Here is a 14,496-nt window from a genome sequence, read left to right on the forward strand (position 1 = left end):
AACCCGTCGGAGTCGAGCGCTGACCGATGGCGCTTCTCACGCCCGAGACGACCCGCTGGGTCGCCGCCGCGACGGCGCTCGTGTTCGTCCTCGCCAGCGTCTCCTTCGTCGTCCCCGCGTCCGGGTCCGTCTCGCCGGTCCCCTTCGACGACACGGTCAAGACCGGCGGCACGTCGGTCGACGTTCGCACGGCCGAAGTCGAGGGGTTCGAGGTGCCGCTCGCACAGGTCCACTTCTCGCGGTACCGCTACATCATCGGCTACTACGACGTTCGCACGGCCGCCGCCGACGTGTCCACGCCCGAGAGCGCCCGCCAGTTCGGCGACCCGCTCGCGGTCTTCGTCACCGACTACGCGACCGTCTCGCCCGACCTCGACGGCGACGGCTACCTCCGGACCGAACACAACCGCACCCCCGGCTGGGCGAGGGCGTCCGAGGCGTCGTTCGTCGTCGACTCCGGCGCGCGAGTCCCGTCCGGACCGATTGCCGTCCCGTTTTCCGACGCCGGCGCGGCGCGCTCGTTCGCGGACGCCCACGGCGGCGACGTCGTCGACTGGGCGACGCTCCGCGACCGCGCCGTCGACCCGCTTTCGTCCCGACTCGCCGCCTTCGAGTCGTCGGTCGCGGCCCACCACGAGTGGGCGAACCGGACCGCCGCCGCGAGCGACGCGCTGTTCGACAGACCCGTCTCGACCGTCGTCGGCGAGGACGCGCCGACCGTCGAAGCCGCCGTCGAGTCGGCCCCCGCGAACACGACCGTCTACGTCCCCGCGGGCACCTACTCGGTGGACGCGGTCGAACTGAACCGCTCGGTGACGCTCCGCGGTGCCGGAAGCGACACGCGACTCGTCGGTGACGGAAACGGGAGCGTCGTCCACCTCCGCGCCGACCGGAGCGCGGTCGGTGACCTCTCTATCTCCGGCGTCGGCGAGGTGGGGACGCGACGGGTCAGCGCCCAAAACGAGTCCGTCGACTGGGACACCCGCGTCGAACTCGCCTACGGCCGCGGCGACGCCGGCGTCGTCCTCGACGGCGCGAACGGGTCGGCGGTCCGCGGCGTGGAAATCGACACGCCCGCGAGCGGCATCATCGCCCGCGAGAGCGCCGACAGCGTCGTCGACGGCGTGACCGTCCGCGGGGCCGACGAGCCCTCCGACGGCTTCATGGGCGTCGTCCTCATCGGCTCGCGGTCGGTCGTACAGGACTCGACGTTCATCGACGGCCGCGACGGCGTCTACGCCCACCGCGCCGACGGGAGCGTCGTCCGCGACAACCGCATGGAAGACGGCCGCTACGGCGTCCACCAGATGTACACCTCGGACGCGCTCGTCGCCGACAACGTCGTCCGCGGGGACCGCATCGGCGTCGTCCTCATGACCCGGCCCGTCGGCAACCTCGTGGTCGGAAACGACGTGCGCGAGTCGGACTTCGGCTTCATGCCCGCCGGAAGCGACACCTACGTCGCGGACAACGTCTTCGCCGGCAACGACTACGGCATGGACGTGAGCGGCGACCGACAGGTGTACGTCGGAAACGTCGTCGCCGGAAACGGGGTCGGCGTCCGCGGGAGTTCGACGTTCCCGACGAACGTCGTCGTCCGGAACGACATCGTCGACAACGACGTGCGCGTCGAGTCGTCGCTCGGCCCGATGCGGACGTGGACCGCCGGCGGCGAGGGCAACTACTGGGGCGACCTCCCGCTCGAAGACGCCGACGCCGACGGGGTCTACGACCGGGCGTACCAGCCCTCCGGGCCGGTCGACGCCGAACTCGGCCGCGAACCCGGCGCGCTCGCGCTCTCGGAGTCGCCCGCGATGCGCGCGCTCCGCCGCGCCCGCGACGCGGTGTCCGGCCTCCGCGGGTCCGGCGTGGTCGACGCCGCGCCCCGGACCGAGCCGGTCCGACCGGAGACGCTCGCCAGCCTGAACGCGACGGAGGAGACCGATGACTGACCACGAACCGACGGAGCCAGCGACTGACGAATCCATCACGATGTCGAACCGCGAACCCGCGACGACCGCCGAGACGGCTTCCGACGAACCGACGGGCGAGAACGCCGATGCCGATGCCGATGCCGACGCTGACCCTGACCCGGACCTTGGGCCTGAACCTGACCCGAACGTCGAGGGCGGCCGGCCGGCCATCGCCGCGACCGACCTCAGCCACGCCTTCGGCGACGTACGCGTCCTCGACGGCGTCTCGCTGTCGGTCGCGCCCGGCGAAATCGTCGCGCTCGTCGGCCCCAACGGGTCGGGGAAGTCCACCCTTCTGCGGTTTCTCGCTCGCGTTCGCGCGCCAGACGAGGGAACCGTCACGGTGGCCTCGACAGATGCCGGCGGCGGACGCGCCCGCGTGGGCTACCTCCCGCAACAGCCCGGCTTCCGCGCCGGCTTCTCCGCGGCCGACACGCTCGAATTCTACGCGCAGTTCGTCGACGAAGACGTGGACGTGGCCGAGGTGCTGGAGCGCGTCGGCCTCGCGGACGCCGCGGACCGCCGGGTGGGCGCGCTCTCCGGCGGGATGACGCGCCTGCTCGGTCTCGGGCGGGCGCTCGTCGGCGACCCGGCCGTGGTCGTCCTCGACGAGCCGGCAAGCGGCCTCGACCCCGGCATGGTCGAGCGGCTGTTCGACATCGTCTCCGCCCTCGCCGACGCGGGCGTCGCGGTCGTCCTCTCGTCGCACAACCTCGGCCCCGTCGAGCGGACCGCCGACCGCGTGGTCGTCCTCGACGGCGGGCGGTTCGTCGCCGACGGCGACCCGCGGGCGGTGGTCGAATCGGTCGGCGCGGCGGACCTCCAGACCGCCTTCGGCGACCTCGTGGCGACCGAGGAGGTGACGGGCAGATGAGCGGTGGTGGCCTCGACGACATCGGCGACCTGTTCGCCATCGCGGCGCGCGAGCTTCGGACGGTCGTCAGAACCCCGGCGGTCGTCGCGCTCTCGGTCGTCTTCGGGCTGACCGTCGTCGCGGTCGCGGCCGCGGGGTCCGGCGCGCGCGGCGGCTACGTCCCGCTGGTGCTCGACTTGCTCCCGTTCGTGGAGGCGCTCGTCCCGCTTCTCGCCGTCGCGCTCTGTTACCGCGCGGTGCTCTCGGACCGCGAGTCGGGCGAACTCGACGTGCTCCGCACCTTCGACGTGTCCCGGCCGGCCTACGTCGGCGGCGTCTACCTCGGCCGCGGACTCGCGGTCGTGTTCGTCGTCTTCGGGTCGCTCCTCGCCGCGGGGGCGACCGTTCCGGTGCTCTCGCCGCCGGACCCGACGTTCCTCGCGCTGAACGAGGCCGCCGACTCGCCGGTCGCGTTCCTCCGCTTTGCCGTCCTCGCGGTGCTTTTCGCCCTCGCGGTCGCGGCCGTCGCGCTCGCCGTCTCGGCCGCCGCGCGGACCGCCCGGCAGGCGCTCGCGCTCGCCGTCGGCCTGCTCGTCGCCATCGTCGTCGGCGTCGACGCCGCCGCCATCGCCGGACTGGCCTCGGGGAACCTCGGTATCGACGCGGTCCCGCTCGCGCTCGCGGTGAGTCCGAACGGGGCGTTCCGATCGCTCGTCCTCGGCGTCGCCGTCGAGACCGGCGGGGCGGGGTCGCCGACCGCGGCGCTCGCGGGGCTCGTCGGCTGGGTCGTCGCCGCGCTCGCGGTCGCGGTGCTGACGGCGTGGCGACCGGTAGAATAGTGTTCCGGGCGACGCGGGCGACGCGGGCGGGCCGGGCGGCGCGCGCGAAGCGGTTACCCGAAGTTCTCGACTTTCGCCGCGTCGGCGTCGCCGCCGGCGGCCTCGACGGCATCGGTCGCGCGCGAGACGAAGTCGGCGAAGCCGTAGACGAACACCTGTTCGCCGTCGTCGCCGGTGAGCGCGTCGGAAACGGCGTCTGCGAGGTCGGCGTCGTCACCGGTGACGACGACGCTCGCGCCGTCGTCGCGGAGCGCGGAGAGCCGGTCTTCGTGTGCGGGCGAGTCGTCGAGGTAGACCACGGCGGCCTCGTTGCCGTCGGCGACCGCGGCCTCGGCGATGCCGACCGCGGGGCCGACGCCGGGACCGCCCGCGAGGACGACCACGCGCGACTCGCCGTCGTAGTAGCTCCGACCGAACGGCCCGGAAATCTCGACGTCGTCGCCGGCCGCGAGCGAGTCGAGGTGCTGGCTGAACGGCCCGGCCTCCTCGGGGTCGATGCCGACGGTCACTTCGAAGGTGTCGCCGACGCCGGGGGACGACAGCGTGTAGAACCGCGCGTACGACTCGCCGTCGACCTCGGCGGAGAGCTTGACGAACTGGCCCGGCTCGGCCTCGAAGCCGTCGGGCGTCTCGAACTCGATGGCGACCGTGCCGGGGCCGACGTCGCGGGCCGCGGCGACGGTGACGATTGCGTCCATGCGACCGGGTTGGTCGCAGGCTCACAAGGGCCTTGCCTTCCCGGACGCGCGCCGGAGACCGGACGCGAGTCGTGCCAATCGCCCGCACGGTGTAAACCGGAAATAATTGTCACGAGAGGTCGAAACACACCATGATTGGACGTTCGTTCAGTAAAACGCCATCTACGCACCGTTTGGATAGACAAATTCAATTCAATAGCGATATATAAATTTGTTCGTGCGATTTCCATCGATTATCAGTACCGACGTTTAACACCAATTTTCAGAAGGCTTTTGACCCGGCTATGGGTAGATTTCACCCAGCATGCCTGCGGACTTCAACTGGGCCATCGGCGGCGAGGCTGGCGATGGCATCGACTCCACGGGGAAGATTTTCGCTCAGGCACTCTCCCGGGCTGGACGCCACGTGTTCACCTCTAAGGACTTCGCTTCGCGAATCCGGGGCGGATACACCGCGTACAAGGTTCGGACTGCCATCGACCCCGTGCAGAGCGTCGTCGACAGACTCGACGTGCTCATCGCGCTCACACAACGAACAATCGACGAGAACCTCGACGAACTACACGAGGGCTCCGTCATCATCTACGACGGCGACCGCTCCACCATGGCGGACGTCGAAATCCCCGAGGGAATGGTCGGGCTGGACATCCCCCTCAAGGCGCTCGCCGAGGAGGCGGGCGGCGCAATCATGCGCAACGTCGTCGCGCTCGGCGCGGCGTGCGCCGTCGCGGACTTCCCCATCGAGAACCTCGACAGCGCGCTCCAGAAGCGCTTCGGCGGGAAGGGCGAGGCCATCGTCGAGAACAACAAGAAGGCGGCTCGCGCGGGCCTCGAATACGTCCACGACGAGTACGACCACGAGTTCGACTACGACCTCGAGACGACCGACGAGGACTACGTGCTCATCAACGGCGACCAGGCCATCGGCATGGGCGCCATCGCCGCCGGCTGTCGCTTCTACGCCGGCTACCCCATCACGCCCGCGACCGACGTGATGGAGTACCTCACCGGCCGCATCGAACGCTACGGCGGCCACGTCGTGCAGGCGGAAGACGAGCTCGCGGCCATCAACCTCGCGCTCGGTGCGGCGCGCGCCGGCGCGCGGTCGATGACCGCCACGTCCGGGCCGGGTATCGACCTGATGACCGAGACGTTCGGTCTCGTCGCCACCTCCGAGACGCCGCTCGTCATCGTCGACGTGATGCGCTCGGGTCCCTCGACGGGGATGCCGACGAAGCAGGAACAGGGCGACCTCAACATGATGCTGTACGGCGGCCACGGCGAGATTCCGCGCTTCGTCGTCGCGCCGACGAGCATCGACGAGTGCTTCTGGAAGACCGTCGAGGCGTTCAACTTCGCCGAGAAGTACCAGGTTCCGGTGTACGTCGCCGCCGACCTCGCGATGGCGGTCACGGAACAGACGTTCTCCCCCGAGACGTTCGACATGGACGAAGTCGAAATCGACCGCGGCAAGGTCGTCGACGACGACTCCATCGACGAGTGGCTCGACGAGGAAGGTCGCTTCCAGCCGCACGCGCTCACCGACGACGGCGTCAGCCCGCGCGCGTTCCCCGGTACGGAACAGGGCGCGCACATGTCGACGGGCCTCGAACACGACGAGCTCGGTCGCCGGACCGAAGACCGGTCGATGCGCGTCGAGCAGGTCGACAAGCGCGACCGGAAGGTCGAGACCGCAAAGCAGACCGAGGACTTCTCGCCGCGCGAGTTCGGCGACGCCGACTCGGACACGCTCATCCTCTCGTGGGGCTCCAACGAGGGCGCGCTCGTCGAGGCGCTCGACTTCCTCGAAGAGGACGGCATCGACGTGCGCTTCCTGTCGGTCCCGTACATGTTCCCGCGGCCGGACCTCACCGAGGAAATCGAGGCGGCGGACGAGGTCATCGTCGTCGAGTGTAACGCGACGGGGCAGTTCGCCAACGTCGTCGAGCACGACACATTGACCCGTGTCAAGCGCATTAACAAATACGACGGCGTCCGCTTCAAGGCGGACGAACTCGCAGACGAAATCAAAGCCACCCTCGACGCAGAGGAGGTCTCAGCATGAGCTCAAACGTCCGCTTCACCGACTTCAAGTCAGACAAACAACCGACCTGGTGTCCCGGCTGTGGGGACTTCGGGACGATGAACGGCATCATGAAAGCCCTCGCCAACTCCGGCACCGACCCCGACAACACGTTCATGGTCGCCGGTATCGGCTGTTCCGGGAAAATCGGGACGTACATGCACTCGTACGCCATCCACGGCGTCCACGGGCGCTCGCTCCCGGTCGCCGCCGGCGTCAAGCTGGCGAACCCCGACCTGACCGTCGTCGCCGCCGGCGGCGACGGTGACGGCTACTCCATCGGCGCGGGCCACTTCATCCACGCCGTCCGCCGCAACGTGGACATGGCCTACACCGTCATGGACAACCGCATCTACGGTCTCACCAAGGGACAGGCCTCGCCGACCTCGCGAGAGGACTTCGAGACCTCGACGACCCCCGATGGCCCGCAACAGCCCCCGGTCAACCCGCTCGCGCTGTCGCTGGCCGCCGGCGGCACGTTCATCGCGCAGTCGTTCGCCACGGACCACAAGCGCCACGCGGAAATCGTCCAGGAGGCCATCGAACACGACGGCTTCGGCTTCGTGAACGTGTTCAGTCCGTGCGTCACGTTCAACGACGTGGACACCTACGACTACTTCCGCGACAACCTCGTGGACCTCGCGGACACCGACCACGACCCGACCGACTACGACGCGGCCAAAGAGAAGATTCTCGACTCGTCGAAGGAGTACGAGGGTATCATCTACAAGGACGAAAGCTCCGTCTCCTACGAGGAGAAGTTCGGCGTCGACGAGGACATGTCGGACATCCCGTCGGGCGCGCCCGACGACGCGATGGACCTCGTCCGCGAGTTCTACTAACGCCGAACTCGCCGACGACGCCGCGCCGACCGCTCACCGAACTTCGACCGTTCTTTCGACCGTTCCCGGATGCTCGACAGCGCCCGCGAGCGCCGCGACCGCGTCGGTCTCGTCCACGTCGGCCCCGTGGACCGCGAGGAGGACCACCACGTCCCCGTCGTGTTCGACCGTCGCCAGGTGGAGTCGCACTTCGGCCGACCCGCCCTCGTAGGCGACCGTCTCGCCGTCGACGGCGGTCTCGCCGGCTTCGACCTCGACCGTCCCCGCGTAGGTGACGAGTTCCGTCTCCGACCCGAGCATCGTGACGTTCCGCGCGCCGACCTCGCGGACGCCGTTGACCTCGGGGACGTTTCCGAGCGCCTGCGCGTCGGCGAGGAGGTCGAGACCGGCCGCGACGAGTTCGCGGTTGCCGAGGTTCGAAAGCGGGTTGACCGACTGCCCGGCGACCTCGGCGTTCGGCGACGAGACGACCGCGAGGGCCGTGATATCGTCGTCGTCGGTCGTCTTCGAGTAGCCGGACACCCAGACCTCCGCGCCGACGGACCGAGCGGCGGGGCCGACGCCCACGTCGTACGAAAGCGGGACGACCGTGCTGTTGCCGTGGACGTAGCCGTGTGCCTCGTAGGCCGACGCGGGAATCGTCGCCGGCTGGGCCGCGAACGTGGTCGAATCGCCGAGCCCACCGAGGCAACCGGCGAGGGCGACGACGAGCGCGAGCGCGAGGGCTGTGCGTAGTTGAGGCATGCGACCTAGAGGCGCGCAGAGAGCATGACAGTCTCGCCGCCGCGAAAAAGAGCCGAGCGACCGGCCGAGTCGGTCCGAGCGGGACCAAGCGGGCCCGGGCGACCGAGGTGACCGAACCGCCGTCGAGTCTCCCGGCGGGTCTCCCGGCGACTCGCTCGTTACTCCACCGTCTCGATGCGGAGCTGGTAGCGCGTCCCGCAGTCGAGACACCGCGCGTCGGCGGACTCGATGAGCTCCGTCACCAACACCTCGCCGAACTCGCAGTTCGGACACTCGTAGACGAGCGAGTCACCCGCGATGCGGTGTGCGAACGCGTTCGTGTTCTCTTCTGTCAGCGGCTCTGATGCGGACGACATTCCTGACCACCGTACAGATATGCTACCACGTGACACATAAACTATCCGCCGCCGAGCGTCAGTTGGCGTCGAATGACGAACGTCCGAGCCTCCGTGTGACATACTCTCAGGCCGTGAAAGCCGGAAATTCGTCCGCCCTTTCGGAACGCCTTTTCAACTCGCGGCCCACTGCTCACCCATGACGGAGAACCCCACCTCAGTAGACGACGCACCGCGAGCGAACGGGATGCCGATGCTCGGCCTCGGAACGTGGCAGAACACGGACGCCGACGAGTGTCGCAACGCGGTGCAGACGGCGCTGGAGATGGGCTACCGCCACATCGACACCGCCCAAGCGTACGGAAACGAGGCGGAGGTCGGCGAGGGTATCGCCGCCGCCGACGTCGACCGCGACGACGTGTTCCTCGCGACGAAGGTGTGGATTGACGAGCTCGCTTACGACGACGTCATCGAGAGCACCGAAGCGAGTCTCGAAAAACTCGGCGTCGACTACGTCGACCTCCTGTACGTCCACTGGCCGTCCCGCGAGTACGACGCCGAAGAGACGCTCGCGGCCTTCGACGAACTCGTCGACCGGGGGTTGACCGAGCGCGTCGGCATCTCCAACTTCGAACCCGAACAGGTCCGCGAGGCCGTCGAACTGTCCGAGTCGGGAGTCTTCGCCAACCAAATCGAGATGCACCCGCTTCTCCAACAGGAGGAACTCCGCGAGGTCTGCGCCGAGGAGGACATCGAAATCGTCGCGTACTCCCCGCTCGCCCGCGGAGCGGTGTTCGACGTGGACGTGCTATCCGATATCGCCGAGAAGCACGACGCGAGCGAGGCGCAGGTGTCCTTGGCGTGGCTCCGCGAGAAGGGCGTCACCGCGATTCCGAAGGCGACGAGCGAGGCCCACATCCGCGACAACTGGGAGTCGCTCGCGCTCGAACTCGACGACGAGGACGTGGCCGCCATCGACGCCATCGACGTCGAAGACCGCCGCGTCGACCCCGGTTTCGCGCCCTGGTAAGCGACCGAACCCGCGTTTTTCCGGTTCGACGCTCGATTCGCGGGTCGGAGCCGCAACCGATTTGTCGAACGAGTCCCGACAGAATTCCATGGAGTTCGACCTCCCCAAGACAGTCGCGTTGCTCGTCGCGCTCGTCGTCGTCGGAACCGCGGCCCTCGTCGGGATGGGTGTGATGGCCACGAGTACGGTCCTGATGATGGTGACCCCCGCGATGCTCGTCTTCGGGGCCGTCTGTCTCGCCATCGGCGTCAAACACGGCGAGTACCGCGCGTCGAACTAACGGCGCGGACGAATCAAAAAAGCGACCCGAAGCCGCTCAGCTCTCGTTTTCTCGCGGCGCGTCGACCACGTCGTCCAGCGTCTCGTCGGAGACGCTCGCCGAGATGCGGACGCCCACGACGCTCACGACGACGCCGGCGACGATGAAAATCACCAGCCGCTGGACCGGCGTGAGCGCGAGTCGCCCGAGCAGTTCGAGGTTCGCCAACTCGCCCTGCCGTTCGAGGAGGAAGCCGGCGAAGCCGCGGACGACGAGGCCGATGGCGACGACGCCGAACGGGAGGTTCATGTACGACGTGGAGACGCGCTCGCTCCCGATGAGTTCGTCCAAGAGGCGACCCGCGCTCGCGGTCAACGCGGCGAGCGCCAGCCACGGGACGCTGTGGTAGACGAACAGGAGCGACGGGACGAGCACCTCCTCGCTCCCGCCGCCGACGCCGGGCGACCGAATGGCGAGCGCGCCGAGGAACAGCCCGACGATAGCCAGTCCCGCGGCGACCGCGTAGGTGACGACCGACACCTGCCCCGAGTAGAGGGCGTCACGAACCTGGTCCGGGGCGTCCGAGAGGAACTCGTCGATGGCCAGCCCCTTGTAGAGGAGCACCGCACCCATCAGGGCGGCGAGGCCGGCCAGCGCGACCGCGGGGGTGAACTGGACGAGAAGCAACGGGACGAGCAGTAGCCCGACGCCGAGCGGGACGAGTATCGTCGAGCGAAGCTCCTCGTCGCCGAGGAACTGCTTGAGCAGGTAGTACGTCGACTCGATGTCGTGGGCCTGCCGGACGACCACGCGGTCGACCGCGTCGACCCGGAGCCTGCTCTCGACGACGGGGACGAGCCGCTCGTCTTCCGCGCTGTCGATGACGACGACCGCGGACTCGACGTCGTACCGCTCGACGAGGTCGTCGAGCTGTCGCGCGACGGCGCGGTCGGCCCCGACGGCGCTGTCGCTCGTCCCCGAGACGACCGCGATTTCGGCGTCCTCGCGCTCGTCTCTGAGTTCGCGCGTCGTCCGCAACGCCGCGAGAAGGCAGTTGACGCTCGAATCCTCGGGGTCAGCGAGCCCCACGTCCGTAACGAGCGACCTGACCGCTTCCCAGCCGACGACGGGCGTCGAGAGCCCGGTCTTCCGGCCGATGTCGTTCGCCCGGTCGACACAGAGGACGAGCGTTGTCACGTGGCAGACGAACGCGGGCGCGGGCTAAAAAGCCTCCCAGTCGTCAGAACCGAAACGAGAAGCCGTCGTCCGCTTCGACCGACGAGGCGAGGCCCGCACCGAAGGCGTACGCCGCCCCCTCGACGCCGCCGCGGAGCCTGTCGGTGAGGCCGACTTCGGGGGTGAACTCCCGGACCGAGACGTCGTCGCGGCCGAGGAGTTCGGCGAGTCGGTCTTCCACGTCGTCGCGGGTGCCCAGCGAGTCGACCAGCCCGAGTTCGCGGGCCTCCTCGCCGAGGTAGACGCGGGCTTCCGTGTCGCGGACGACCTCCGGGTCCATGTCGCGACCCTCGGCCACGCGCTCGACGAAGTCGTCGTAGTAGTCGTCGATGAGGCCCTGCAGGTACTCGCGTTCGTCGTCGGTCGGCTCCTTGAGGGCCATCCCGGCGTCCTTGTACTTCCCCGCGGCGAACCGCTCGTAGGAGAGGCCGAGTTTGTCGGCCAACTCCGAGGCGTTGACCGACGAGCCGATGACGCCGATTGAGCCGACGACGCTCACGTCGTGGGACCACAGCTCGTCACAGCCGCTGGCAATCCAGTAGCCGCCCGAGGCGCAGGTGTCGGTGGCGTAGGCGACCGTCGGCCCGTCGAAGTCGGCGGCGGCCCGGCGGATGTCGTCGCTCGGCAGGACCTCGCCGCCGGGCGTGTTCAGTTTGACGAGGAGCGCGTCGACGTTCTCGTCGTCGGCCGCGGCGTCGATCTGTTCGACGATGTCGTCGGCGGGCGTGCCGCCGCCGCGGCCCGGAACCGGACCGCCCCCGCCGTCGCGGGAAATCGGCCCTTCGACGGCGACCTCGGCCACGTCGTAGTCGGGGAACGCCGAGGCGGCGAGTCTGCCGCCGACGCGGAGCGCGGCGACGACGGTGCCGATGACCAAGAGGAGCCCCGCGAGGTCGGCGAGCGTGTCGGGGACGCTGTAGAACAGGACCCAGCCGACCGCCGCCGCGACGACGGCGAGGACGACCACGATAGCCAGCCGGTAGACGCGCGTGAAGCTGTCGGTCACGGTGAATCACTCATGGCTGTCGCTCGGGCTTCGAACGGGATAAAAATGACACGTCGCAAGCGCGACGGAGAGAGAGAAAGTGACCGGAGTTTAGAGCAGACCGGACTTCTGGAGCTTCATCAGGTCCTCGGTCTCGAGGGTCTCGCCTTCCTTGAACTTCTGGTAGATCTCCTCGGCCTCGGCCTTGGCGGCCTCGCGCTCCTCGGCGCGGGAGTCCTTGCGCTGGCGCTCTTCCTTCTTGTCCAGCTCGCGGAGGCGCTTCTGGACGCGGACGAAGTCCTCGTGGTGACGGTCGGCCGCTTCCTGGGCTTCGACGAAGAGCTCGTGCATCTCGTCGGCCTTGTCGCGGATGTCGTCGGCCTCGCGGTAGGCCTCGATCATCTGGTTGTGGTGCTCCTGGGCGTCGTCGGCCAGCTCGGTCACCTTCTGGTGGTGCTGGGACGCCTCGGAGCGGACCTCTTCTGCCTCTTCGATGAGCTCTTCGAGGTCACCGCTCTCTTCGACCTTGTCCTTTTTCTGGCGAAGCTCTTCGCGCTTGTTCTCGATTTTCTCGATGAGCTCGCGCTCGTCTTCGGTCGAGAGGACTTCGGTCTGCTGGCGGAACTCGAGTTGCTCGATCTCCTCTTTGAGCTCGTCGATGTCCTTGCCGTCGTCGAGCTCGAGGTCGCTTTTCATCTCGTCGACCTCGTCGAAGAGCTCGTTGGCCTTCGCGTTGAGCTCGTTGCGGCTCTGCTTGTGTTCCTGCACCTGCGAGTTCATCTCGTCGCGCTTCTCGCGGTGCTTCTGGGCTTCGTCGACCTTCTCGCGAGTCTTCGCGTTGAGGTCGTCGCGCTTGGACGCGCGCTCAGAAGCCATCTGGTTTAGTTCATTGCGGCGGTCACGGAGTTGACCGGCGAGTTTGATGAGTTCGCCTTTCGAGCCGCTCTCGAGCTTTTCGTCTGGGAGATCGATGTTTCGTGCCTCGTCGAGTTCCTGCACGTCGAACTCGCTAAGTACTTCCTGCTTCGTTACCATGCGTAATCAATCCTCGATACCATCACCACTCCGTGCGTGGCGGCTGCTCGTGGGAGTGCGACCGACCGTGGATAAGAATTCCCGATCATTCTGCGTGCGATGCCGCCGGAACGCCGGAGGCGCTCAGGTACATACACATACAGGCGACCAGTTAATAAATACTTCGGTGGAAATTCGGGTGAAAACAGTTACCACACCGCTCGTATCGACCGTATTCACCATGTTAGTTGTTGCCACAGTCGTATATAAATGGGATGTGAATCGGGGAGGCTAAACCGAGTCGGGTCGGATGCCACGCCATGAGAGAGGTCATTCGCGCACGCGGCCACGAACACGTGCGCGCCGAACACGCGAGCACCTTCGAGGTGACGACAGACGACTGGCTCACCCCCGCCGGCGACTGCATCATCGGCGTCGAGGCCGACCGCACGCCCGCCGACTTCGACCCGGCGTTCGTCGAGGCCTGCCAGTCCCACGACGCGACTATCGACGTGCACGTCCGCGTGGACGCGGGCGACGACGCCCACGAACAGACCGTCAGCGCCCGCGGGCATCCCGACCTCACGTTCGAGGGCGACCGCAGTATCGTCTTCCGCACGAGCGACTACGTGGACGACCGAACCGGCGCGGTCGGCGCGGCCCACGCCGCGGCCGGCTTCGACCGCGACCTCGTCTCGGCGCTCGCCGACGGCGCGGAACTGACGGTCACCATCGAAGTCGAGTAACCCCGCGCGATCGCGCCGGCCGACCGGGAGAGGCGACGAGATGCGTTTTTCACCGCGCGGTCGCAACCACCGGACATGCCCGACGAACCCGCAGAGAACATCAGCGGCGGCGCGAGCGGCGGCGGCCGAGAGACGGTGTTCGACCCCGCCGACCCCGAGACCGCGACGCGCGCCGAGGTCGTCGTCGACCGCCTCGGCGAGCGCTACTGGCGGAAGGCCTACGGCGGGCAGGGCGGCTTCGAGTGTCTCGTCCGAACCATTCTGAGCCAGAACACGAGCGACAAGGCGAGCCAGCCGGCCCACGACGAACTCATGGCGCAGTACGGCGGCGGCGACCTCGCCGAGTCGCTGGCGGCGGCCGACCGCGAGGGCATCGTCGACGCCATCCGCTCCGGCGGGCTCTACAACCAGAAGTCGAAGCTCATCCAAGGCGTCGCAGAGGAGGTGCTGGCCGACTTCGGAAGCGAGGCCGACTTCGACCGCTACGTCCGCGAGGAAGCCCCCGCGACGGTCCGCGACCGGCTCTTGGAGATGAAGGGCGTCGGCCCAAAGACTGCCGACTGCGTCCTCCTCTTTGCGGGCGGGCGCGGCGGCGTCTTCCCCGTCGACACCCACGTCCACCGCATCGCTCGACGCATCGGACTCGCGCCCGCCGACGCCGACCACGAAGGCGTTCGGGCGGCGCTCGAACGCGACATTCCCGACGAGAAGTGCGGCTTCGGCCACACCGCGATGATTCAGTTCGGCCGCGAGTTCTGCAAAGCACGCAAGCCCGCGTGTCTCGACGGGCCCGAAGCGTGCCCGATGGCCGACGTGTGCGAGATGGTCGGCGTAACCGACAACTCGGAGTAAGAGACAC

The 14,496-nt window shown here is 68.2% G+C and carries 15 protein-coding genes; 9 read left to right on the plus strand and 6 right to left on the minus strand.

What is annotated here, in order from left to right:
• Positions 1 to 26 precede the first annotated feature (26 nt).
• Genes C438_RS17905 through C438_RS17915 form a run of 3 tightly spaced genes read left to right on the plus strand, consistent with a single transcriptional unit; the run spans position 27 to position 3,665 of the window.
• Entirely contained in the window at positions 27 to 1,952 is a 1,926-nt protein-coding gene (locus tag C438_RS17905) for a NosD domain-containing protein (RefSeq protein ID WP_004971123.1), read from the plus strand.
• Positions 1,945 to 2,847, plus strand: coding sequence for an ABC transporter ATP-binding protein (locus C438_RS17910; protein ID WP_004971124.1), 903 nt, complete (start codon positions 1,945 to 1,947; stop codon positions 2,845 to 2,847). Before C438_RS17905 ends, C438_RS17910 begins: the two co-directional genes overlap by 8 nt.
• Positions 2,844 to 3,665 (plus strand): ABC transporter permease, encoded by an 822-nt coding sequence (locus C438_RS17915; protein WP_004971125.1) that lies wholly within the window; start codon positions 2,844 to 2,846, stop codon positions 3,663 to 3,665. Before C438_RS17910 ends, C438_RS17915 begins: the two co-directional genes overlap by 4 nt.
• Positions 3,666 to 3,718: 53 nt before the next feature.
• Here C438_RS17915 and C438_RS17920 read toward each other — a convergent pair whose 3' ends face one another.
• Entirely contained in the window at positions 3,719 to 4,363 is a 645-nt protein-coding gene (locus tag C438_RS17920; protein WP_004971126.1) for an FAD-dependent oxidoreductase, read from the minus strand.
• Positions 4,364 to 4,667: 304 nt separating this feature from the next.
• On the opposite strand from C438_RS17920, the gene C438_RS17925 reads away from it, so the two are divergent.
• Positions 4,668 to 6,428: a 2-oxoacid:acceptor oxidoreductase subunit alpha gene (locus C438_RS17925; RefSeq protein WP_004044050.1), complete on the plus strand. Its 1,761-nt coding sequence runs from the start codon at positions 4,668 to 4,670 to the stop codon at positions 6,426 to 6,428.
• Positions 6,425 to 7,288: a 2-oxoacid:ferredoxin oxidoreductase subunit beta gene (locus tag C438_RS17930; protein WP_004971127.1), complete on the plus strand. Its 864-nt coding sequence runs from the start codon at positions 6,425 to 6,427 to the stop codon at positions 7,286 to 7,288. The genes C438_RS17925 and C438_RS17930 overlap by 4 nt, the downstream gene beginning before the upstream one ends.
• 33 nt (positions 7,289 to 7,321) lie before the next feature.
• Here the strand turns inward: C438_RS17930 and C438_RS17935 are convergent, their stop codons facing one another.
• Both C438_RS17935 and C438_RS17940 read right to left on the minus strand, forming a co-directional pair.
• Complete coding sequence (locus C438_RS17935; RefSeq protein ID WP_004971128.1) at positions 7,322 to 8,032, minus strand: DUF6517 family protein; 711 nt, start codon at positions 8,030 to 8,032, stop codon at positions 7,322 to 7,324.
• A 158-nt stretch (positions 8,033 to 8,190) separates the two neighbouring features.
• Entirely contained in the window at positions 8,191 to 8,388 is a 198-nt protein-coding gene (locus tag C438_RS17940) for a hypothetical protein (RefSeq protein ID WP_004971129.1), read from the minus strand.
• Between the two features lie 226 nt (positions 8,389 to 8,614).
• On the opposite strand from C438_RS17940, the gene C438_RS17945 reads away from it, so the two are divergent.
• Both C438_RS17945 and C438_RS17950 read left to right on the plus strand, forming a co-directional pair.
• Positions 8,615 to 9,397 (plus strand): aldo/keto reductase, encoded by a 783-nt coding sequence (locus C438_RS17945; RefSeq protein ID WP_049918252.1) that lies wholly within the window; start codon positions 8,615 to 8,617, stop codon positions 9,395 to 9,397.
• An 88-nt stretch (positions 9,398 to 9,485) separates the two neighbouring features.
• Complete coding sequence (locus C438_RS17950) at positions 9,486 to 9,677, plus strand: DUF7333 family protein (protein WP_004971131.1); 192 nt, start codon at positions 9,486 to 9,488, stop codon at positions 9,675 to 9,677.
• Positions 9,678 to 9,713: 36 nt separating this feature from the next.
• On the opposite strand, the gene C438_RS17955 is transcribed toward C438_RS17950, so the two are convergent.
• From C438_RS17955 to C438_RS17965, 3 genes are all read right to left on the minus strand, one after another.
• Entirely contained in the window at positions 9,714 to 10,853 is a 1,140-nt protein-coding gene (locus C438_RS17955) for a DUF373 family protein (RefSeq protein ID WP_004971132.1), read from the minus strand.
• A 43-nt stretch (positions 10,854 to 10,896) separates the two neighbouring features.
• On the minus strand, positions 10,897 to 11,898 hold the full coding sequence (sppA, locus tag C438_RS17960; protein WP_004971133.1) for a signal peptide peptidase SppA: 1,002 nt from the start codon (positions 11,896 to 11,898) through the stop codon (positions 10,897 to 10,899).
• A gap of 90 nt (positions 11,899 to 11,988) precedes the next feature.
• A complete protein-coding gene (locus C438_RS17965; RefSeq protein WP_004064289.1) occupies positions 11,989 to 12,912 on the minus strand; it encodes a coiled-coil protein in 924 nt (307 codons plus the stop codon).
• Positions 12,913 to 13,211: 299 nt separating this feature from the next.
• Between C438_RS17965 and C438_RS17970 the strand changes: the two genes are divergently transcribed.
• Both C438_RS17970 and C438_RS17975 read left to right on the plus strand, forming a co-directional pair.
• Positions 13,212 to 13,637, plus strand: coding sequence for a DUF371 domain-containing protein (locus C438_RS17970; protein ID WP_004971134.1), 426 nt, complete (start codon positions 13,212 to 13,214; stop codon positions 13,635 to 13,637).
• A gap of 75 nt (positions 13,638 to 13,712) precedes the next feature.
• Positions 13,713 to 14,489: an endonuclease III domain-containing protein gene (locus C438_RS17975; protein WP_004971135.1), complete on the plus strand. Its 777-nt coding sequence runs from the start codon at positions 13,713 to 13,715 to the stop codon at positions 14,487 to 14,489.
• Positions 14,490 to 14,496 lie beyond the last annotated feature (7 nt).

The organism is Haloferax denitrificans ATCC 35960, assembly GCF_000337795.1.
In the GTDB taxonomy this organism is placed as follows: domain Archaea; phylum Halobacteriota; class Halobacteria; order Halobacteriales; family Haloferacaceae; genus Haloferax; species Haloferax denitrificans.